General features: G+C 68.9%; 19 protein-coding genes and 1 tRNA gene. 11 read left to right on the top strand and 9 right to left on the bottom strand.

Annotated features, from left to right (window positions below):
* Positions 1-11 precede the first annotated feature (11 nt).
* The 4 genes from ABZ863_RS11810 to ABZ863_RS11795 all read right to left on the bottom strand — a co-directional run bounded on the left by ABZ863_RS11810 (position 12) and on the right by ABZ863_RS11795 (position 2,313).
* Complete coding sequence (locus ABZ863_RS11810) at positions 12-698, bottom strand: HAD-IA family hydrolase (RefSeq protein WP_358534230.1); 687 nt, start codon at positions 696-698, stop codon at positions 12-14.
* Positions 699-707: 9 nt separating this feature from the next.
* Entirely contained in the window at positions 708-1,172 is a 465-nt protein-coding gene (gene ispF, locus ABZ863_RS11805; protein WP_358534227.1) for a 2-C-methyl-D-erythritol 2,4-cyclodiphosphate synthase, read from the bottom strand.
* On the bottom strand, positions 1,169-1,759 hold the full coding sequence (locus tag ABZ863_RS11800) for a 2-C-methyl-D-erythritol 4-phosphate cytidylyltransferase (RefSeq protein ID WP_358534395.1): 591 nt from the start codon (positions 1,757-1,759) through the stop codon (positions 1,169-1,171). Before ABZ863_RS11800 ends, ispF begins: the two co-directional genes overlap by 4 nt.
* A 62-nt stretch (positions 1,760-1,821) precedes the next feature.
* Positions 1,822-2,313 carry a CarD family transcriptional regulator gene (locus tag ABZ863_RS11795; RefSeq protein ID WP_358534224.1) on the bottom strand — a complete coding sequence of 164 codons (492 nt, stop codon included), beginning with the start codon at positions 2,311-2,313 and terminating at the stop codon, positions 1,822-1,824.
* Positions 2,314-2,625: 312 nt separating this feature from the next.
* Here ABZ863_RS11795 and ABZ863_RS11790 point away from each other — a divergent pair, with 312 nt between their 5' ends.
* Complete coding sequence (locus tag ABZ863_RS11790; protein ID WP_358534221.1) at positions 2,626-3,165, top strand: copper chaperone PCu(A)C; 540 nt, start codon at positions 2,626-2,628, stop codon at positions 3,163-3,165.
* 29 nt (positions 3,166-3,194) lie between these two features.
* The gene (radA, locus tag ABZ863_RS11785; protein ID WP_358534218.1) at positions 3,195-4,565 is read left to right on the top strand and encodes a DNA repair protein RadA; all 1,371 of its coding nucleotides are present in this window, start codon (positions 3,195-3,197) and stop codon (positions 4,563-4,565) included.
* An 80-nt stretch (positions 4,566-4,645) separates the two neighbouring features.
* Here the strand turns inward: radA and otsB are convergent, their stop codons facing one another.
* The 3 genes from otsB to ABZ863_RS11770 are packed head-to-tail and all read right to left on the bottom strand — an operon-like array spanning position 4,646 to position 10,199.
* Positions 4,646-7,174 (bottom strand): trehalose-phosphatase, encoded by a 2,529-nt coding sequence (gene otsB / locus ABZ863_RS11780; RefSeq protein WP_358534215.1) that lies wholly within the window; start codon positions 7,172-7,174, stop codon positions 4,646-4,648.
* A gap of 37 nt (positions 7,175-7,211) precedes the next feature.
* Positions 7,212-8,669: a trehalose-6-phosphate synthase gene (locus ABZ863_RS11775; RefSeq protein ID WP_358534212.1), complete on the bottom strand. Its 1,458-nt coding sequence runs from the start codon at positions 8,667-8,669 to the stop codon at positions 7,212-7,214.
* Positions 8,670-8,693: 24 nt separating this feature from the next.
* The gene (locus ABZ863_RS11770) at positions 8,694-10,199 is read right to left on the bottom strand and encodes a threonine/serine exporter family protein (RefSeq protein WP_358534210.1); all 1,506 of its coding nucleotides are present in this window, start codon (positions 10,197-10,199) and stop codon (positions 8,694-8,696) included.
* Between the two features lie 87 nt (positions 10,200-10,286).
* Between ABZ863_RS11770 and ABZ863_RS11765 the strand changes: the two genes are divergently transcribed.
* The 4 genes from ABZ863_RS11765 (at position 10,287) to ABZ863_RS11750 (ending at position 13,021) form a co-directional block, all read left to right on the top strand.
* Entirely contained in the window at positions 10,287-10,568 is a 282-nt protein-coding gene (locus ABZ863_RS11765; RefSeq protein ID WP_358534207.1) for a GNAT family protein, read from the top strand.
* Between the two features lie 69 nt (positions 10,569-10,637).
* Positions 10,638-10,713 (top strand) — tRNA-Thr (locus tag ABZ863_RS11760).
* Between the two features lie 81 nt (positions 10,714-10,794).
* Entirely contained in the window at positions 10,795-12,207 is a 1,413-nt protein-coding gene (locus ABZ863_RS11755) for a tyrosine-type recombinase/integrase (protein ID WP_358534204.1), read from the top strand.
* Between the two features lie 223 nt (positions 12,208-12,430).
* Positions 12,431-13,021, top strand: a complete 591-nt coding sequence (locus ABZ863_RS11750) for a phosphotransferase (RefSeq protein WP_358534201.1) — start codon at positions 12,431-12,433, stop codon at positions 13,019-13,021.
* Positions 13,022-13,040: 19 nt separating this feature from the next.
* Here ABZ863_RS11750 and ABZ863_RS11745 read toward each other — a convergent pair whose 3' ends face one another.
* Both ABZ863_RS11745 and ABZ863_RS11740 read right to left on the bottom strand, forming a co-directional pair.
* Positions 13,041-13,709 (bottom strand): HAD-IA family hydrolase, encoded by a 669-nt coding sequence (locus ABZ863_RS11745; protein ID WP_358534198.1) that lies wholly within the window; start codon positions 13,707-13,709, stop codon positions 13,041-13,043.
* Positions 13,706-14,548 (bottom strand): winged helix-turn-helix domain-containing protein, encoded by an 843-nt coding sequence (locus ABZ863_RS11740; protein WP_358534195.1) that lies wholly within the window; start codon positions 14,546-14,548, stop codon positions 13,706-13,708. Before ABZ863_RS11740 ends, ABZ863_RS11745 begins: the two co-directional genes overlap by 4 nt.
* 206 nt (positions 14,549-14,754) lie before the next feature.
* Between ABZ863_RS11740 and ABZ863_RS11735 the strand changes: the two genes are divergently transcribed.
* From ABZ863_RS11735 to ABZ863_RS11715, 5 genes are all read left to right on the top strand, one after another.
* Positions 14,755-15,126: a helix-turn-helix domain-containing protein gene (locus tag ABZ863_RS11735; protein ID WP_358534192.1), complete on the top strand. Its 372-nt coding sequence runs from the start codon at positions 14,755-14,757 to the stop codon at positions 15,124-15,126.
* A gap of 134 nt (positions 15,127-15,260) precedes the next feature.
* Complete coding sequence (locus ABZ863_RS11730; protein WP_358534189.1) at positions 15,261-17,066, top strand: TraM recognition domain-containing protein; 1,806 nt, start codon at positions 15,261-15,263, stop codon at positions 17,064-17,066.
* On the top strand, positions 17,063-17,737 hold the full coding sequence (locus ABZ863_RS11725; protein WP_358534186.1) for a hypothetical protein: 675 nt from the start codon (positions 17,063-17,065) through the stop codon (positions 17,735-17,737). The genes ABZ863_RS11730 and ABZ863_RS11725 overlap by 4 nt, the downstream gene beginning before the upstream one ends.
* Complete coding sequence (locus tag ABZ863_RS11720) at positions 17,734-18,330, top strand: GGDEF domain-containing protein (RefSeq protein ID WP_358534183.1); 597 nt, start codon at positions 17,734-17,736, stop codon at positions 18,328-18,330. Before ABZ863_RS11725 ends, ABZ863_RS11720 begins: the two co-directional genes overlap by 4 nt.
* Positions 18,330-19,214, top strand: coding sequence for a hypothetical protein (locus ABZ863_RS11715; protein ID WP_358534180.1), 885 nt, complete (start codon positions 18,330-18,332; stop codon positions 19,212-19,214). Before ABZ863_RS11720 ends, ABZ863_RS11715 begins: the two co-directional genes overlap by 1 nt.
* Positions 19,215-19,241 lie beyond the last annotated feature (27 nt).

Below are 19,241 nucleotides of genomic sequence, written 5' to 3'. Positions count from 1 at the left end.
AATGGTACGGGTCAGAGCGCGGCGTGCTCGCGCAGGGCGGTCAGCAGAGCGTCGGTCCGTTCCGTCGTCGGCAGCGGCTCCACGAGAGCGAAAGCGCAGCCCAGCTCGCGTGCACCGCCATCGGCCTGCTCGTGGTCACCCACCATGAGCGCCTGTTCAGGGGCCACGCCGAGCCGGTCCAGGAGCAGCCGGAAGATCGCCGGATCGGGCTTGATGGCACCCACCTCGAACGACAGCACGAACTCGTCGACGTAGGTGTCGAAGCCGTGCTGGGTGAAGGCCGGGCGGATGTCGAAGGCGATGTTGCTCAGGACGCCGACTCGCAGGCCCTTGGCAGTGGCGGCCTTGAGCACCGCCGCGGTGTCGGGATAGGGGGTCCACTCGGACGGATCGATCAGCCTGTCGTAGAGGGCCTTGGCCTGCTCGACCCGCGGTACGCCGGACTGTCGCAGCACCTCGAGGTAGACCTTGTTGTGGGCGGCGGGGTCGAGGTCCCGGTTCTCCCAGGCCGCCCAGTGTTCGTCGTCGAGGTCGACGGTCAGCGTGACCGGCGCGGTCATCCTGCGCATCAGCTCGGCCTGCGCCTCGACGTCGAAGGGGGCGCCGTTGTGGTCGGTGAGGTCGGACAGCCAACTTGCCTTGTGTTCCAGCCGGAAAAGGGTGCCGGAGAAGTCGAACAGCACCGCCTGAATCGTCACCGGCCCAGGCTACCGGGGGAGGAGCAGTGCGGTGGCGATCGCCGCGATGCCCTCGCCGCGGCCGGTGAGGCCGAGGCCGTCGGTCGTGGTGCCGGTGACGGTGACCGGCCCGCCGATCGCTTCGCCGAGTACGCGTTCGGCTTCCACCCTGCGGGTGCCGATGCGCGGGGAGTTGCCGATGACCTGCACGACAGCGTTGCCGACCTGGAACCCGGCAGCTGCGATGCGGGTGCGTACCTCGGTGAGGAACTCGGCGCCGTGTGCTCCGGCCCAGCGCGGGTCGCCGGTACCGAAGACGGCGCCGAGATCGCCGAGTCCCGCTGCGGAAAGCAATGCGTCACAGAGTGCGTGTGACGCGACGTCGCCGTCCGAGTGCCCCGCGCAACCGTCGACGCCATCCCAGCGCAGGCCCGCGATCCAGCACTCACGTCCGGCTTCGATCGGGTGGACGTCCACACCCTGGCCGATTCTCACTGCCTCTTCTCCGCGGTCAGCAGGGCGTCGACGACAGCGAGGTCGAACGACGTCGAAAGGCGCATGCCGTGTGGATGCCCGGTGACGGTGTGCACTTTGGCGCCGAGCCCGGCCAGCGGGTCGACCGGATCGGCGTCGTGCAACACCGCGGCCAAGAAACCTTGTGGGGACTGGGTGAAACGTAGCCGGGAGCGATCGCGGGTGCCCCACACGACGTCGTCGTGGTTGACGATCTTGATGGTGTCGGTGACGGGCTCGACGGGGACGGCAGCGGGGGCGCCGGCCCGAATCTCGTCGACGACCGCGCGAATCGTCGCGGCCGGTGTGAAGGGTCTCGTCGCATCGTGTACCAGCACGATGTCGGACGGCTGTGCTGAGCTGGCCGCGAGCGCCGACCGCACCGAATCGGCGCGGTCGGCGCTCCCAGCGACAACTCGTACCCGCGTATCGGCGAGCCGTTCGAGTGCGGTCGAGTACGCGGTCATGTTGTGCGGCGGGCCTGCCACAAGCACTCGGTCAACACAATCCGAATGCAGCAGGCCGCGAACGGCATGCAACAAAAGCGATTCACCTCGGACCGGAGTCAGCGCACCGGACAGGTGCGCGTCGCGATCCGTGAGGGGAACCAGCGCGATGACGTTCAGGGCTGTTAGACCGCCGCGGTTTCCAGGACCTCGTCGAGTAGCACCTCGGCCTTGTCCTCGTCGGTGCCCTCGGCGAGCGCGAGCTCACTCACCAGGATCTGCCGTGCCTTGGCCAGCATCCGCTTCTCACCTGCGGAAAGGCCGCGGTCCTTCTCACGCCGCCAGAGGTCGCGCACCACTTCGGCCACCTTGTTCACATCGCCGGAGGCGAGCTTCTCGAGGTTGGCCTTGTACCGACGTGACCAGTTGGTTGGCTCGTCGGTGTGGGGAGCACGCAGTACGTCGAAGACGCGGTTGAGCCCGTCCTGGCCCACGACATCACGCACGCCGACGATCTCGGCGTTGTCAGCGGGAACGCGAACGGTGAGATCTCCTTGCGCGACCTTCAGGACGAGGTATTGCTTCTCCTCGCCCTTGATCACGCGTGTCTCGATCGCTTCGATGAGTGCGGCACCGTGGTGCGGGTAGACGACGGTCTCTCCGACCTTGAAAACCATGTGTCCTCTGCCCCTTTCGCTGAATACAGCTTAGCACGGAGCGTGGACAGCTAACCACCCACCCGCACTCGTCATCGCAGGTCAGTGGCCTTATGAAAGGTCATCCGGGGGTTGACAACCGGTCAATTCGTGTACTCACGCAGGTGGGCGTGGATGCGATTCCCGCGCTTTGCGAAATCCACTGTGGACAATTGATCGAGGGTTGCGGGCTGGGTGGCTGTCGCGTGACCGGTGACCACTTTGCGCCGGTCATCCGGCATCGGGATAGTCTGCGCGGCAGGGCAAGCCCCTAGGCAGGAAGGACTCGGAGAAGTGAAACGTCGCATGCTGGGCTCGGCCGGCCTCGGTCTCGCTGTCGCGTTGCTGATCACGGGTTGCGGGGCGGGGCAGATCACCCAGACCGACACCCAGGAAGCCGCGATCAACGGTGCGTCCGCGCAGGCGGGCACCATCGCGATCCGCGACGCCGAGTTGGCTTTCCCCGAGGGGATCCAGCCGCCTGCCTACCTGCAGGGCTCCAATGCCGAGGTCTTCATGAGCATCGTCAACCAGGGTGGCCGTGTCGACGAGCTGGTGTCGGCCAGCTCCGACGCTGCGACAAACGTCACCATCCAGGGTGAGCGGTCCCTGCCCGGTGGGGCCAGCCTGGCGATCAGCCCGGCCGCTCCCACCGCGGGCAGGCAGCTCCACGGTGAGATCGTCATCGAGGGTCTCCGGCGCGAGCTCCGCCCCGGGCAGACGATCGTCGCGACGCTCAACTTCCGCGACGCCGGTGCGGTCGAGGTCGAGCTGCCCATCATGTCGCCGCACGAGCCGCGTACCAGCGGTGGTCAGGGCGAAGGCGGTCACTGACTGTCGGTAGCGGCGGCTACCGTCTGCTCGTGGTCAAGAAAGGCTCGAGCAGCTATCGCTGCGCCGAATGCGGTATCGAGGTCGCCAAGTGGGTCGGTCGCTGCCCGGAATGTCAGGCCTGGGGCACGATCGAGGAACGTGGTGACAGCCGCCCGCCGATCGCGCGCGTAGCCGCCGGGGCGCCGAGCGCACCGGCCCGGCCGATCGCGCAGGTCGACATCGAGGCAGCGCGTGCGCGGCCGACCGGGGTCGACGAGCTCGACCGTGTACTGGGCGGCGGGCTCGTGCCGGGTGTCGTCGTGTTGCTGGCCGGCGAGCCCGGGGTCGGGAAGTCGACACTGTTGCTCGAAGTGGCCTACCAGTGGGCCATGGCTGGTCCGGCGACCGCTTTGTACGTCACCGGCGAGGAGTCGGCAGGGCAGGTGCGGCTGCGTGCCGAGCGGACCGGCAACGTGCACGACCGGATGTACCTCGCGGCCGAAAGTGACCTGTCGGCCGTTCTCGGGCATGTCGACGACGTCAAGCCGGGCCTGCTGATCGTCGACTCGGTGCAGACGATGTCGTCACCGCAGGTCGACGGCGCGCCGGGCGGGGTCACGCAGGTCCGTGCCGTCACCGCCGGCCTCGTTGCGCTGGCCAAGGAACGCGGCCTGCCTGTGGTCCTCGTCGGGCACGTCACCAAGGAAGGCTCGGTCGCAGGGCCGCGGGTTCTGGAGCACCTGGTCGACGTCGTCCTCCATTTCGAAGGCGATCGGCACTCCACATTGCGCCTGGTGCGCGGGGTGAAGAACCGGTTCGGGGCGGCCGACGAGATCGGTTGCTTCGAGTTGCGCGACGACGGTATCGCCGGTGTTCCCGATCCGTCGGGGCTGTTCCTGAACCGGCACGCCGAGGCGGTTCCCGGGACAGCGGTGACGGTGACGGTCGAGGGAAAGCGGCCGCTGCTGTGCGAGGTGCAGGCGCTGGTCGGCAAGTCGCACCCGAACCAGGCCAGGCGCGCGGTCAGCGGCCTGGACTCGGCGCGGGTGAGCATGGTGCTGGCCGTGTTGGAGAAGCGCGGTGGTGCGCAGCTGGGCGACAAGGACGTCTACACAGCGACGGTCGGCGGGATGAAGGTGACCGAGCCTGCCGTTGATCTTGCGGTGGCGCTGGCCGTCGCGTCGGCCTTCACTGATGACGCACTGTCGCCCCGGCTGGTGGCGATCGGTGAGGTGGGGCTGGCGGGTGAGGTCCGCAGGGTGACGTCCGTCGGCAGGCGACTGGCGGAGGCCGTCCGGCTCGGTTTCACCCACGCATTGGTACCGCCCGATCCCGGCCCCCTGCCGGACGGTATCCAGGCCCTGGAGGTGGGAGACCTGGCCAGCGCCGTTCACGCCGTGAAGTACGTCCCGGTGAAGTAGCGCCCCGTTTGTGGGGGTGGTGCCAACGGACGGAGTCAGAGCCCCCAAGGCCACCAAGGTGGCCTTGGGGAACCCTCAGCTCACTCGGAGAGTAGGCGGGCGCAGCGGATCAGGCCGATGTGCGAGTAGGCCTGCGGGTGGTTACCCAGTGAGCGCTCCGCGATCGGGTCGTACTGTTCCGGCAGCAGGCCCGTCGGGCCGGCCGCATCGACGAGTTGCTCGAACAGCTCCTGCGCCTCGGTCCGCCTGCCGGTCAGCAGGTACGCCTCGATCATCCACGCGGCGCACAGGTGGAAGCCGCCTTCACCGCCGGGCAGCCCGTCGTCGCGGTGGTAGCGGTATACGGTCGAGCCGCTGCGCAGCTCCGCCTCGATGGCCGTGACCGTCGACTGGAACCGCTCGTCCTGGGGATCCACCAGCCCCGCCAGGCCGACGAACAACGACGCAGCGTCGAGGTCGGTGCCGTCGTAGGCCGTTGTGAACGCCTGAACCTCGGCGTTCCAGCCCTTCTCCAGCACATCGGCGGCGATCTCGTCGCGCAGCGCCGCCCACTCCGGCGGGATCGGCCGGTTGTAGACCTCGGCGAGCTTGATGGCCCTGTCGAGGGTCACCCAGCACATCACCCGCGAGTACACGCGGTGGCGTGGCATGTGCCGCTCTTCCCAGACACCGTGGTCGGGCTCGGACCAGCGCCGTTGGACGGCTTCCGCCATCGCGTGGACCATCTCCCAGTCCGCGTCCCGCAGCATGCCGCGCGCCTCGGCGAGCGTGACGACCAGCTCGACCACCGGGCCGAACACGTCGAGCTGCACCTGGTGGTTGGCCAGGTTGCCGACGCGTACAGGGCGGGAGCCCTTGTACCCGGGCAGCGAGTCGATCACGGCCTCAGCGCCCAGCTGCGCACCGGCCAGCGTGTACAGCGGGTGCAGGCGCTCGGGGCCGGCCAACGTCTCCAGGACGCCGTGCAGCCAGCGCAGGAACCCGTCCGCCTCCTCGAGCGAGCCGAGAGTGACCAGCTCGCGCACCGTCATCGCGCCATCGCGGATCCAGCAGTACCTGTAGTCCCAGTTGCGGACGCCGCCGATCTCCTCCGGCAGCGAGGTCGTCGCGGCGGCCATCACGCCGCCCGTGTCGGCGTCGGCCAGCCCGCGCAGCGTGAGCGCGGAGCGAGCCACCAGTTCCGGTTCCACACTCGGCAGCTTGAGCGTGGTCGCCCACGAGCCCCAGTACGCGCCTGCCCGTGCACGCCGCTCCCGCTCGGGCAGCTCGTGCGGGCTCAGGTCGTCGGTGCCGCAACGCAGTTCGAGGACCACCGGGCTGTCCGGCGCCGGCTGCACGAGCGCAGTGGCGGTGTCATGCAGGCCGTCGCTGGTGATCTCCCACCGGACGCCGGGCGCGCGCAGCACGAACGGCTCCGAGGTGCCGAGCACGCGCAGGCCGTCCTCCTCCTGCCGCAGCCGTACCGGCACGCCGCCGAACTCGGGACGCGGCGCGAACACGATCGACGCCGCCGTCTCACCGGAGATCACCCGGATGATGTCGGTGCGGTGCGCGAGCGTGTCCGGCTCCATGTAGTCGGTGACCAGCAGCCGCGACCAGCGTGTCTCGACCGTCATCGTGTTGGGCAGGTAGCGCTGGCCCAGCGGCAGCCCGTTGCGATGCGGCTTGATCGTGAAGTGCCCCGCGGACTCGCCGCCGAGCAGGTCGGCGAACACGGCCGGAGCGTCCGGCCCAGGGTGACACAGCCAGGTCAGCTTCGCATCCGGCGTGACCAGGGCGACCGAGCGGCGGGACGCGAGCATGGACAGCCGCTCGATCGGCGGGGACTGCTCGCCGTAGAGCCAGTTCCGCCGTTCTTCGAGCATGAACGCGAGCACTGTCGCAACCTGCTCGGTGTTCGCGATGCGGTACTGAGCGAGGCTTTCGCCGGCCCCGACCTTGATGCCGAGGTCGGGGCCGGTCAGCCGCGCGAACGCCTTCTCGTCGGTGACGTCGTCGCCGATGAAGAGGGCTGCGGTAGCGCCGACCTGGTGACGCAGAGTGTCCAGCGCCTTGCCCTTGTTGGTCTGGATGACCGAGAGCTCGACGACCTCCTTACCGTCGGTCGTCGAGACGCCCTCCCAGGTGCAGGGGCCATTGTGGACGGCGTCGATGATGCGGTCGGCGTCCTCGCGCGGCGCGCGGCGTACGTGCACTGCGATGCTCGCCGGCTTGATCTCCAGCGAGGCGCCGTTCACGCCCTCGATGACAGCGTCCAGCTCCGTCTCGAGCCTGCGGTGCAGGTCGCGGGCGCTGGCGTCGATCTCATGGACGAAGCCGATGTCGAACTCCGAGCCATGGCTGCCGACGAGATGTACCTCGGAGGGAAGGCGGGACAACGTCGCCAGGTCACGCAGTGCGCGACCGGAGATCACCGCTGTGGTGGTCTCGTGCAGTCCGGCAAGGGAACGGAGCGCACCAACGGACTCCGGACGCGGACGTGCCTCGTCGGGATTCTCGGTGATCGGCGCCATCGTGCCGTCGTAGTCGCAGGCGACCAGCAAGCGCGGCGTACGGGCGATCTGCACGATCGCGCGCCGCAGCTCAGCAGGCAGGGCCTCGGCGGTCAACACTCCTCCTCTGGGAGCTTCGCAATGGTCTGTGGGGTCAGGCGGCGGTCTCGGACCCGAGGGCTTCGAGGAACGAGCGCGCCCACCTGTCGACGTCGTGCGTCAGGACCTGACGACGCAAGGCGCGCATCCTACGCCGACCTTCCGCGGGGTCGAGGGTAATAGCCTGCTCCAAAGCGTTCTTCACCCCGTCCAGGTCATGGGGGTTGACCAGGAACGCACTGCTCAACTCGGCCGCGGCGCCCGCGAACTCGGACAGAACGAGCGCGCCGCCCAGATCGTGCCTGCAAGCAACGTACTCCTTGCAGACGAGGTTCATGCCGTCACGCAGGGGCGTCACCACCATGACGTCCGCCGCGGCGAAGAAGGCCGCCAGTTCCGTGCGGTTCACCGACTGATGCAGGTAGTGCACGACCGGGTGGCCGACACGGGCGAACTCGCCATTGATGCGGCCCACCATCTGCTCGATCTCGCTGCGCATTCGCTGGTAGTGCTCGACCCGTTCCCGGCTCGGGGTGGCCAGCTGGATGAACGTGACGTCCTCCGGTTTGACCCGGCCTTCCTGGAGCAGTTCGTGGAAGGCCTGCAGCCGCAGGTCGATGCCCTTTGTGTAGTCGAGCCGGTCCACGCCGAGCAGGATCTTCTGCGGGTTGCCCAGATCGCTGCGGACCTGGGCGGCGCGGTCGGCGACGGTCTTGGTGCGGGCCAGTACGTCCAGCCCGGCGGCGTCGATGGAGATCGGGAAGGCACCCACGCGCACTGTGCGGTCGCCGACCTGCACCATGCCGGGGCGGGAGCGGACGCCCACCGAGCCGCGGCTCGGTTCGAGGCCGATCAGCTGACGGGCCAGCCACAGGAAGTTCTGTGCCCCACCGGGCCGGTGGAAGCCGACGAGGTCCGCCCCGATGAGACCGCGCACGATCTCCGCTCGCCACGGCAACTGCATGAACAACTCCACCGGTGGGAACGGAATGTGCAGGAAGAAGCCGATGCGCAGGTCGGGCCGCAGCTCCCGAAGCATCATCGGTACGAGCTGCAGCTGGTAGTCCTGTACCCACACGGTCGCGTACTCGCCCGCCACCGCCGCGCTGGCCTCGGCGAAGCGGCGGTTGACCCGGACGTAGGCCTCCCACCAGCCGCGATCGAAGATCGGGCGAGCCACCACGTCGTGGTACAGCGGCCACAGCGTGGCGTTGGAGAAACCCTCGTAGTAGTCCCGGACTTCGGCGTTGCTCAGCGTGACCGGATGCAGGACGAGACCGTCGTCGGTGAACTCGTCCACCTCGACGTCCGGGACGCCGGGCCAGCCGACCCAGGCACCTTTTCGCGAGCGCAGAAACGGTTCCAGCGCCGAGACCAGGCCACCGGGACTCTGGGTCCAGCGCTGTGCGCCGTCATCAGCACGTTCGAGGTCGACCGGTAAGCGGTTGGCGACGACCACGAACTCGGCACGGGCATCCAATGACAATGACTCCGTCGTAGCTGAGGGCGGCATGTTGTGAACACTATCGCGATAACGTCACTCGAGTCGGCGACCAGGATCGAGGGGGCCGACCATACGCGGGCCGGCAAGTTTCCTTTCCAGTCTGCCAAGTCCGGTGCGCACGGGCTGGGCGAGGAACTCGCCGAGCACCACGCCGGCCGCCAGCGCCAGACCGATCGCGACAGCTCCCATGAGCGGGGCGACCGTGCCGTTGTCCGCCAGCTCCGACAGGCCGCGGTAGGTCCCGAACCCGGGAAGCAGGGGCGTGATTCCGGACACGGCGACCACCAGCGGCGTCACCCGCAACCGGCGGGCGAGCACACCACCGCCGAGACCGACGAGGGTCGCCGCGAGTGCCGAAGCGATGATGGGGCTGGTTTCGGCCACCGTGAGCAGCCCGTAGGCACCGGCACCCGCCGCGCCGGCAACGGCTGACACGAGCAGCGGGCGCAGGCTGGAGTAGGAGGCCAGTGCGAAGCAGGCCGCCGCGCCAGAACCGGCCACCACGACGATCGGCAGGTTGACCGCGCTGAGGTCCGGGATGGCGGGGACCGGGGTGCGGCCGGCGCCGACCCGTTCGGCAAGGCTGATGGCGGCCGCCACACCGGTGATGAGGCCCGCGCTCATCAGCCCGACTTCCATGCTGCGGCCGGCGGCGGTGACGTAGTAGCCGGTGATGGCGTCCTGCACCGCGGAGACGGTCGAGAGCCCCGACAACAGCACCGTGAGCGCCGCCGCAACGACCAGTGTCGGTCTTTCCAGTGGCAGCAGCTCCAGGTTCACCACCGCGATCGAGGCGAGTGTGGCGATGAACCCGCCGGCCACCTGCTGGAAGAAGAACGGCAGCGAGGCCTTGTTCAGCAGCCTGCCGACCCGGTCGACGACGGCACTGATGACGAACGCGACGAGCGCTGCCCACAGCGAGCCACCGAGCAGCAGCGAGACGAACCCGGCCATGCCGCCCCAGGCCAGTGTGGAGACGAAGCGCGGGTAGGGGTGCGGTGCGTTGGTGATGCTTTGCAGCTCGGTGAAGGCCTCCTCCGCGCTGAGCCGGTTGCGCAGCAACCGCTGCACCAGCCGCTCGGTTGCGGACAGCCGGGTGTAGTCCAGGCTGCGGGACCGGACTACTCGCAGCGCGGTCACCGGTGGCAGGTCGCTGCCGCGGTGGCAGCTCACGGTGATCGACGTGAAGATGACGTCGACCTCGCAGTGGGGCAGTCCGAGGGTGCTGGTGAGGGCGAGAATCGTCGCGGTCACGTCGGAGGCGCCCGCGCCGCTGGCCATCTGGATCTCGCCGATGCGCACGACGAGGTCGAGGACAAGGTGCAGGGTGGCTTCGTCGGGCAGTTCCGGCCCCAGCGGCGGACCCGTTTCGACGACGGGCAGCTCACCGGTTGGTGCTTCGAGGATGTGCCAGGCACGTTGCCGGAGGCTTCGCCCCCGCGGCACACGCTTGTCGGCCTGGCCGTCGGTCGATGTTTCCAGGATCTGCCACGCGTGCCGGCGGTTGTTCGCCGTTCTCGCGCGCGGCCGCAGCTTCATGTGCCACCTCCGTGTTGGTTCCCGGAAGGCATCGACCCGCATGGCCCGGTCGTTGCACGCTGACCACAGTGGCGTGCACCACGTTGGATGTTGACCGAGGCTGATGTCAACTGGCCTTCAGGATGGGGGTGGGGATGCAGTCGGGGCCGTGGAGTCGCGGGCCACGGGCTCGCCGCGCTGACTCGGTTCGCGTGGTCCATACCGGCGCTCCACCGAATCGAGCTGTACATCGAGCCGTGGAACGGGGCCTCCGTGCGCACGGCCGAACGTGCGGGGTACGAGCGCGAGGGGTTCCTGCGAAGCCATCAGGAGATCGGCGGCGAGCGCGTGGACATGCTCTTGTACGCCGCGATCCGTCAGGCCGGCTGACATCTCCGCGCCCTGTCGAGACGGCACGGACCGGCCGATATAGTGAGCACGCGCCCGTGCGCGGGCCACGCCGGTATAGCTCAGTTGGTAGAGCAGCTGTCTTGTAAACAGCAGGTCAGGGGTTCGAGTCCCCTTGCCGGCTCCACTCTCACCAGGGAAAACAGCCCTGGTGAGAGCCGCGGTCAGAAAGCATGTCCATCACGGTGACTGCGAGTATGATGTCGTCGTGGCTGGTCGCGTTGCTAAGAAGCGCCCGAAGGGCTCAGTACGCAAGCGGGGCAACTCGTACCAGGTCAACGTCTACGCGGGAATCGACCCGTTGACCGGTAGGCGCTTGTACCTGAGCGAGTCGACTACGGACGAGCGCCAGGTTGACAAGATCCTGCGTCGGCTCCTGACGGAGGTCGACGAGCGCGATCACGCCCGAACGAAGGGAACTCTCCGCGCAGCGATCGACGCGTTCATGGAAACGCACGAGATGGAGCCTGCGACGCGGCGCAACTACAAGTTGTTCGACAAGAACTTCATCGGCCCCGCCCTGAGCAACGAGCCCGTATCCAAGATCGACGCCCGCGCGCTCGAAACGTTCTATGCGCAGCTACGCCGGTGTCGACGGCGGTGCGATCGCCGGCCCTTCATCGAGCACAGGACGACGGAGGAGCACGAGTGTCGCGTGGTTCGACACAAGCGCCCACCGGGGCGGCGACCGGCTGGCGGCTACCCGGAGCACAACTGCGCCGAGGCCGGTTGCAAGGTGATCGAGTGCAAGCCGCACGAATGTGACCCATTGCCGCCCGGCACGGTGCTGAAGATCCACTACGCGTTGAGCGCGATTTTTGCGGCCACGGTGCGGTGGGGCTGGTTGCAGTCGAATCCGTGCGATGTAGCCAAGAAGCCGTCGCAAACGCCGCCGCAGCCGAAGCCACCGTCAAGCGACGACGCCGCGAAGCTGGTTAACGCATCCTGGGACGAAGACCCGATGTGGGGCACGCTCGTCTGGCTCGTGTTCGTGACTGGCGTCCGGCGTGGCGAAGTTCTCGCCCTGCGCTGGACCGACCTGGCTGTCGAGCGCCTGCACGGGTGCCCCGATGCTGCCCTTTGCTCGGCCGCGCAGCCTGCCGACTGTCCTAACGCTACGGTCGCCGGGAAACTGGCCGTCAGGCGCGCGGTGTCACGCGTTGAGGGTGTTCTGGTAGAGAAGGACACCAAGACCCACCAGATGCGGCTGATCTCGCTGGACTCGACGACAACGGAGCTGCTCGTGGAGCACCGTCAACGATACGAGGCCACGATGCGCGACCTCGAAGCCCATCCTGCACCAAACGCCTTGTTGTTCTCGTACGCGGCGACCGCCGATCGCCTCGCCGATCCCGACGCCGTCACCCATCGCTACACCAACATGGCCAAGTCGCTCGGCATTGACAGCAACCTGCACGCGTTGCGGCACTACTCCGCAACGGAGCTACTCACCGCCGGCGTCGACCTTCGCACCGTCGCTGGCCGGCTAGGTCACGGCGGCGGAGGCGCAACGACCCTGCGCGTGTACGCCGCCTGGCAGAACGAATCCGACCGCCGTGCTGCCGAGATCCTCGGTGGCCGACTCACCCGTCCCGCACGTAAACCGAATTCCGAGAGCTGACGGCGTGCCCGCCGCGCATGACTGGGGGCAGATCACGGTTCCGGCCGAGATCGTGTGCGCCGCCTGCACACGCTGGCCGAACCGTGGACCCGCCTGGGCAACCTCAGTCAACGCTGAACTCGACGAGTTGTGCCGCCGATACCGTGCCCGTCCCTTGAAAGTCCTGGATGCTCGATACGGGTTCGTTGTGTCGGTACATGCGGCCAACGGTCGCCTGTTGGTCTTGAAGTCCACGCCCGATCCGGCGGGTGCGCTCCAGGCGTCCGCGGCCAGGCAGCTCGCCGCGTTGGGTATCGGTCCGATCGTTCATGAGGTCATAACGTCCGATGTCGCGACGTGGACCGTCATGGACCAGGTCCAGCCGGGAACGCGCGCCGCGGGCTCGTCGTCGCTCGACGAGCTAGCCAGCCTGCTCCGCCCGCTCATGGCCGGGCCACCGATGGGCCGCGCGTTCCCGCCGATTTCGGCGTGGCTGAGGCAGCGTCTGCTCGACGGCGGACTAGCCGACCTACCTCCGGGCGCGGCTCCGGTAAGTCAGTCGGAGCGCGAACGAGCTTTGTCGACATTGGGCGATCTGGTCGTCGACGAGTCTCGGTCGTTGTGCCACGGCGACCCGTCGGACGGCAACGTGCTTCGCGGTTCGCACGGTCTCCAACTGGTCGACCCTCGTGGCGCTTCCGGCGACGTCGAGTACGACGCTGCTGTCCTAGCACTCAAGGCGGGGCAGCAAATTGTTGACCTGGCTCGCAGGATTCCGCTCGACGTTGCGCGAGCGGAGGCGTGGGGGTCGGTCGCGATTGCGGCGAAAGTCTAACTTGGACGATTGAGCGCCACTACAAGGGCGTACCGACACCGACCAGCTCTGACATGTCGTCGATGATTGTGTCCGGTCGAAGGCGTTCGAAGCGTTCGCGCTTGCCAGGCTTGTTCGCATACGCGATCACGCGAGCGCCAGCGGCTTGCGCCGCCTGGATGTCGGTGCTGGAGTCCCCGACCATCACGCAATCTCGCACGCTTCGGTTGAGTAGTTCCGCAGCCTGGAGAAGCAGGTGCGGGTGTGGTTTGAGCAAGTTCGGATCGGGCTCGGTCCTGGCGGAAACACCGACCACGTGGCGGGCAAGGTCATGTTGGTCGAGGTATGTCCGGACGGATAGCGCAGAGTTGTTGCTTACCACGACGACCGGGCGGCCGGATTCGCTGAAACGGTGAAGCACGGCGGTTGCTCCGGGAGTCGGAGTTGCTCGGCTCACTGCGTGAGTTTCGAGCTGGGCAAGTTCTGCTTCTGCGCGCGCAGCCGCTGACGGTTCGCTGCGCGCGACATAAGCCAGGATGTCAAACGGCTCGTTCGTAGCGGGCGCATCAACCAGTTTGAGTCGGGCGCGGAGTTCTTCCGCGACAGCAGCCGGGCTGAAGGCGCTGAAGACCGAGCAGATCGGGCCGTCGAAGTCGAGGAGGACCGCAGATGTCCGTGCGAGGACCGCGGCCAGCGCATCGTTGCTCACTGTTCGAAGTCCCGTGCGACAGTCGACCAGATCGAGTCGAACCACATGCGGGACTGTCGGACGTACTGCGACGCCATGCTGTCCTCCTCGCCGTCGGCAGAGTGGTGGAACAGCGTTGCGTCCTTGCCCATCAAGTCCCAGATCGCCGTCTCCTCACCGTCGAGCTTCAGCTTGTGCTCCTGCACGGGGTAGTAGCCGAAGAACACGTCGGTGTCGTTGAGCAGGTAGAGCTTGAACAGAGGCACTGCGGGGTTGATGCGTACCTGCGCGCGGGCGTTCGGCACGAGCCCGAGCTCGGCAAGCTCATTGACGGCATCGACCACGGCTAGCGTGTGCCGCTGCATGATGCGCGACGCGCGGGCACGAAAGGCCGGGCTGTCGGCCAGGTCATCGACGCGGGCCGGGAGCGTCCACGGTCGGCCGGGGTCCGGGACGAGCAGCCGGACCGACAAGGTTTCCGGACGAAGCCGACCGTCTCGGATCTTGTCGAGCGGCTCCGTGATGGCGCCGTGCAAGGTCTCGCCCGAGAAGCCGGCGAAATCGACCGACACCTCTGGCTCCTCGAACGCGCGTTCCAGGTACGACCGCAGGTCGACGGGCCGCTGCGTTCGCTCTCGAACGTAAACACCGCTGCCCTGCCGGGACACGACGAGCCCTTCGTCGCGTAGCAAGCGAATCGCCTGCTGGACGGTCATCCGTGCGACGCCGAACCGTTTCGCCAGCTCAGGCCCGGACGGCAGCTTCTCGCCGGGCTGGAACGACCTGGTCAGGATCGCAGCGCGCAGTGCGTTCGCGACCTGCTGATACGGCGGCCGCGGGTCGTCAGGGTCGAGTTCCATGCACCAACTTTAGAGCTCATCACCTGTGCACGCTAGGCAGCCTAGACAACCTATTGACATGGCTAGCCAGGCTGGTTAACTTGGAACATGCCTAGGCAACCTAGCAAGGCAGTGCAAGGTTGCCGCTGGCGTAAGTGGCCGACAAAAGGCGGCCCAGGTGGGGAGGCAGCCCCACCCGGGCCCGCATCGGGAGATCTGGAGACCCAATGCAGTCCCAAGCTACGACAGCGACGAACGCGAGTGCTCAGGCGGACCGAGCCGTCGGAGGCAAGCAGACGCGGGAGCTCATGCGCAGCGCCGCGCTCCGCAACGCCATACAGAAGCGCGCCGACGGCGTACCGACCTACACCGTGCCGGAAGCTGCGGCCTTGCTGAGCATCTCGCAGGAGTACCTATACCGCCTGATCCAGGCGGACATGTTCCCCGCGGTCCACATGCGCATTGGCCGCAATCAGGGCCGATACGTCGTGCCCGCGAAGGTCGTCGAGAAACTGCTCGACGACGCAGCGCAGGCCGTCAACAGCCTCGACCTTGCCGACTGGGCCGACCGTTCGGGGCTTGCCGGGGGTGCGGCATGAACGCGCTGAGGTGTCTGGCGCTAGGCGCCGGGCTTATCGCCGTCGGGTTGCTGATACGGGGGACGTCGAACGAGGTCGCGATCTACTGGCCTTGGCCGATCACCGGGGGTGTCCTTGTTCTTCTCGCTAGCGCCGTGGCCTCGATCAGGAACCAGGCGCTGCCCCGGGTGGCGCTCACCGGAGCCGGGCTGACCGGGCTGGGTGTGTGGTTCGCCGGCTGGGTGCCGGAGGCCACGCCAGGCCAGTCGTACTGGCCGTGGGCCATCGGCTCTGGCGCGCTGCTGCTGGGCGGTGCGGGGCTGGTGTGGTCGCGGCAGCGCGGTGGTTCGGCCGGTCTGGTGAACCGCTGGTCGCGGCGGTCGCGCCGCAACGACGGTGTGGCGTCGTGGTGGTCGATTCTGCGGGTGGCGTCGCGGTTCGCGGTGCGCCGCAAGGCGACCGTGCTGCGGCCGAGCCTGCGCAACCTCACGTCGTGGCAGCGGCTGCGGGTGCCGACCCGGGAGATGGCGACCCCAGTGGCCCGTGTTGGTGGGTTGTGGGTGTGGTCGACGGTCGAAGACGTCACCCTGCGCCTGGGCGGCCCCCGCACCGGTAAGACCGGCGAGCTCGCCGGCCGGATTCTGGACGCCCCCGGCGCGGTGATCGCCACCAGCACCCGCACCGATCTGGTGGACATCACGGGCCCGGTGCGGCGCCAGCGCGGTCCGGTGCACATCTTCAATCCCAGCGACGTCGGCGACGGCGCGCTGCCGTCGACGATCACGTTCGACCCGCTGTCCGGCTGCGAGGCGCCGGCGGTGGCGACCAGCCGCGCCGCGGATCTGATCGCCGGGGTGTCCTCGCCGGGCGAGGGTGGGGACCGGGAGTACTGGGCGGGGCAGGCCCGCCGGGTGCTGGCCGCCCTGCTGCACGCCGCAGCCCTCGGTGGGGCCACGATGCGGGACGTTCTGGCGTGGGTGGCCGATCCGGACAGTGCGGCGAATGAGGTGCAGCGGTTCCTGCGCCGCTCACCGGAACCGGCCTATGAGTCGGATGCTCTGCAGTTTTTGGGCACGAACGAGCGCACCCGCTCGTCGATCTGCGCCACGATCATGCCCGCCCTCGGCTGGCTGACCGACGCGAAGGCCGCCGCAGCCGCGGAGTCCGGGTCGTTCGACGTCGTCGAGCTGCTGGAGTCGCGGGGGACGGTGTACATGCTGGGCGCCGAGGACGCCCAGGTCGCCCCGCTGGTCACAGCGTTGACGGGACACATCGCGCGGGAGGCCCGCCGCATCGCCGGTTCCCAGCCGGCCGGGCGGCTGGATCCGCCGTTGACGCTGGCGCTGGATGAGGCGGCGCTGATCTGCCCGTTGCCGTTGGACAACTGGACCGCGGACATGGGTGGCCGCAACGTGACCATCCACATCGCCGCCCAGTCCCGCGCGCAGCTGCGCCAGCGGTGGGGCGACACCGGCGCCGGGGCGATCCTGAACAACGCCGCCACGGTGCTGATCTTCGGCGGCACGCGCGATGCCGACGACCTCAACGCCTACTCCACGTTGACGGGGGAGCGGGACGAGCACGTCGAAACCCGGGACATGGACGGCAGGGTCACATCGATGACCACCCGCCGGGTGCCGGTGCTCTCGCCGGGGCAGTTCGCGCAGCTCCCCGCCGGCCGGGTGGTGATCGTCCGCCGCGGTTTGGCGCCGGCAGTGGGTCGGGTGCAGATGGCGTGGAAACGCCGCGACGTCAAGGCCGCCCGCCGCGCCACGATCTGGGCCGACCGGCTCGAGCGCTGGACCGCGGTTCGCGACCGGGCGGTGGAGCGTTTTGCCGGAGCCGTTGACAGCGCGGCGATGCGCCTGGAACGCCGGCAGCGCCGCGCCCACGACCACGACACCTCCTCCCATTCGGCCCCTGGCCGGTGGGTTGACGCCGACGGGCGGTGGTCGCGATGAACCACAACGACCCCGCCAACAAGGACCAGACCTACGCCAGCGCGTCGGCAGTGGCTGGGCTGGCGCGGGAGGTGGAGGCGCTGCGCAAGGCAGTCGAGCCGGTCACCGCGTTGTCGCGGCAGATCGACGACCTTGCCCGCGTCGTGCGGGACCTCGCCGCCAGCCAGGCCGCCGGCGGGCCGTCGGCGCAGGGAGCACCGTCCTGGTTGGACCTGCCCGCCGATCCGGGTGCCGTGCGGTCGGTGCTGGAGGACCTGACCGGCTGGATGCGGGAGGTGTTCCTGCGCTACACCGACGCCGCGCAACACCTGCCGGAGTGCTGGCTGTGGCACCCCGACGTGGTCGAGGAACTGCTGTGGCTCATGTACGCGTGGTTGGCCGCCTACCGCGACGAGAAGGCCACCGTCGCCCGCGCCGGCGACTGGCACGACCGCTACCGCCCCGGCGTGGTCCGCCGGATCAAAGCCCTGGCCGGCAACTGCTCGCTGGAAAACCACCAGCCCCGCGGAAACCGCCACACCAGCGGCCCGGTCGTCCCGCTGGCCGAGGCCATGGCCCCGATCGCCGAGTGGTGGGCCACCCGGCGCGATGAGATCCCGCCCGAGCCCGACGACGACCAGCTCGCCGCCGCGGCCGCCGCGCACCGCCGTCCGGGAGGTGGCCGGCGATGATCGGGGCACTCACCGTCCTGGCCGTATGCGGGTGGCTGATCCCGTCGGTTGTCGCCCGCCACTGGTGGCGGCAAGCCGCGTTCGATCAGCTGACTGGGTTGCCCAACCGGGGCCGACTGGAACGCCTCGCCGCCCGCGCCCGACGTCGCCGCGCGACCGTCGGCGTGCTGCTGCTGGACGTCGACCGGTTCAAGCAGGTCAACGACACCTACGGCCACCGCGTCGGAGACGAACTGCTGACCGCGTTCGCCGACCGGTTGGCCCACGCGACCGATCGACGCGAGACCGCGATCCGCCTGCACGGTGACGAGTTCGCCGTGTGGCTCGGCGCCGCCCGGTCCGACGAGGCAGCTCGCCGCGCCGTCGAGGTCGCGGCTGAGCTGTCCCGCCCGGTGGTCGTGGCCGGGCACGAGCTGGTGATGACCGCCAGCGTCGGCCACGCCACCGGCCCAGCCAGGGCGCCGCTGGCCGAGCTGCTGCACGCCGCCGACACCGCGATGTATGCGGCCAAGCGCGCCGGGCGTGCCGTGCCCAACCTGCCCGCCGCCGAGCCCGCACCCCGGCTGCGTGATCACGGAAAGGACGCCGCCTGATGGATCGCACCGTGAACAAGCGGCCCCGCTGGGCCGTCTGGGGCCTGTGGCTGCCCGGCCTGCTGGTGGCGCTGGGCGCCGGCGTAGCGACCGCGCACGGCCTGTACGAGGTCGCCGCGGCTGCGGAGGTGCCGGCCGTGATCGCATGGTTGTACCCGCTGATCACCGACGGTCTGGCGTTGGTCGCCTACGTGGCCACGGCGCAGCTGCACGGGCCGGGCCGCCGCTACGCGTGGGCGGTGGTGGTACTCGCCGCCGGGCTGTCCGGCCTTGCCCAAGCCAGCTACCTGGCCGGTGGCGTCGGCGACGCCTCGGCGCTGCTGCGGTTCGGGGTGGGGGCGTGGCCGGCGATCGCTGCCGCGATCGTGGCGCACCTGCTGTTTCTGATCGCCGCCGACCGCCCGTCCGACAACGCCGCCCCAGGCGCGGCGGACGACGAGGAGCGTTCAGCCCTCCCTGCCTCTGCAGTGCGGGAGGCGCACGACACGGGGGACCGGCCGACTGTTCAGCTGCCCGCCGTTCAGCCCGTCGCTGTTCAGGCGTCGGCTGTTCAGCCGCGTGTTCAGCGAGAGCCTGTTCAGCCTGTTCAAGCTCCGCGTCCGGTCGAGGCCGCGCGGGATTCCCGGACAGGTGTTCAGCCGGGCCCGTCCAGTCCGGTTCGGCCGGTGGCCGACAAGCGGGTGCAGTCCCCGGCGCGTGACCGCGCCGACCAGGCCGCCCAGCGCTACGCCGCCGAGCACGACGCCCTGCCGACCGTCACCCAGCTCATGGAACTCGCCGAGGTTTCCCGAGGCACCGCAGGCGAGGCCCTCAAGGCCCTGCGCCAGAAGCCCACACCCCTTCACCTGGTCCACAAGCACGACCAGCAGGAGGCCACCTCATGAGGCCAACCACCACACCCACGACTCCAG

Source organism: Saccharomonospora sp. NPDC046836, from assembly GCF_040645195.1.
Taxonomy (GTDB): Bacteria; Actinomycetota; Actinomycetes; order Mycobacteriales; family Pseudonocardiaceae; genus Prauserella_A.
This window is presented reverse-complemented; position numbering and strand designations above follow the sequence as displayed.

Excerpts from the sequence above, each read along its gene's own strand:
- ABZ863_RS11770 (WP_358534210.1), bottom strand. The coding sequence starts at position 10,199 with ATGAAGCTGCGGCCGCGCGCGAGAACGGCGAACAACCGCCGGCACGCG.
- ABZ863_RS11725 (WP_358534186.1), top strand. The coding sequence starts at position 17,063 with ATGAACCACAACGACCCCGCCAACAAGGACCAGACCTACGCCAGCGCG.
- ABZ863_RS11740 (WP_358534195.1), bottom strand. The coding sequence starts at position 14,548 with ATGGAACTCGACCCTGACGACCCGCGGCCGCCGTATCAGCAGGTCGCG.
- ABZ863_RS11775 (WP_358534212.1), bottom strand. The coding sequence starts at position 8,669 with ATGCCGCCCTCAGCTACGACGGAGTCATTGTCATTGGATGCCCGTGCC.
- ABZ863_RS11795 (WP_358534224.1), bottom strand. The coding sequence starts at position 2,313 with ATGGTTTTCAAGGTCGGAGAGACCGTCGTCTACCCGCACCACGGTGCC.
- ABZ863_RS11735 (WP_358534192.1), top strand. The coding sequence starts at position 14,755 with ATGCAGTCCCAAGCTACGACAGCGACGAACGCGAGTGCTCAGGCGGAC.
- ABZ863_RS11765 (WP_358534207.1), top strand. The coding sequence starts at position 10,287 with ATGTTGACCGAGGCTGATGTCAACTGGCCTTCAGGATGGGGGTGGGGA.
- ABZ863_RS11720 (WP_358534183.1), top strand. The coding sequence starts at position 17,734 with ATGATCGGGGCACTCACCGTCCTGGCCGTATGCGGGTGGCTGATCCCG.
- ABZ863_RS11715 (WP_358534180.1), top strand. The coding sequence starts at position 18,330 with ATGGATCGCACCGTGAACAAGCGGCCCCGCTGGGCCGTCTGGGGCCTG.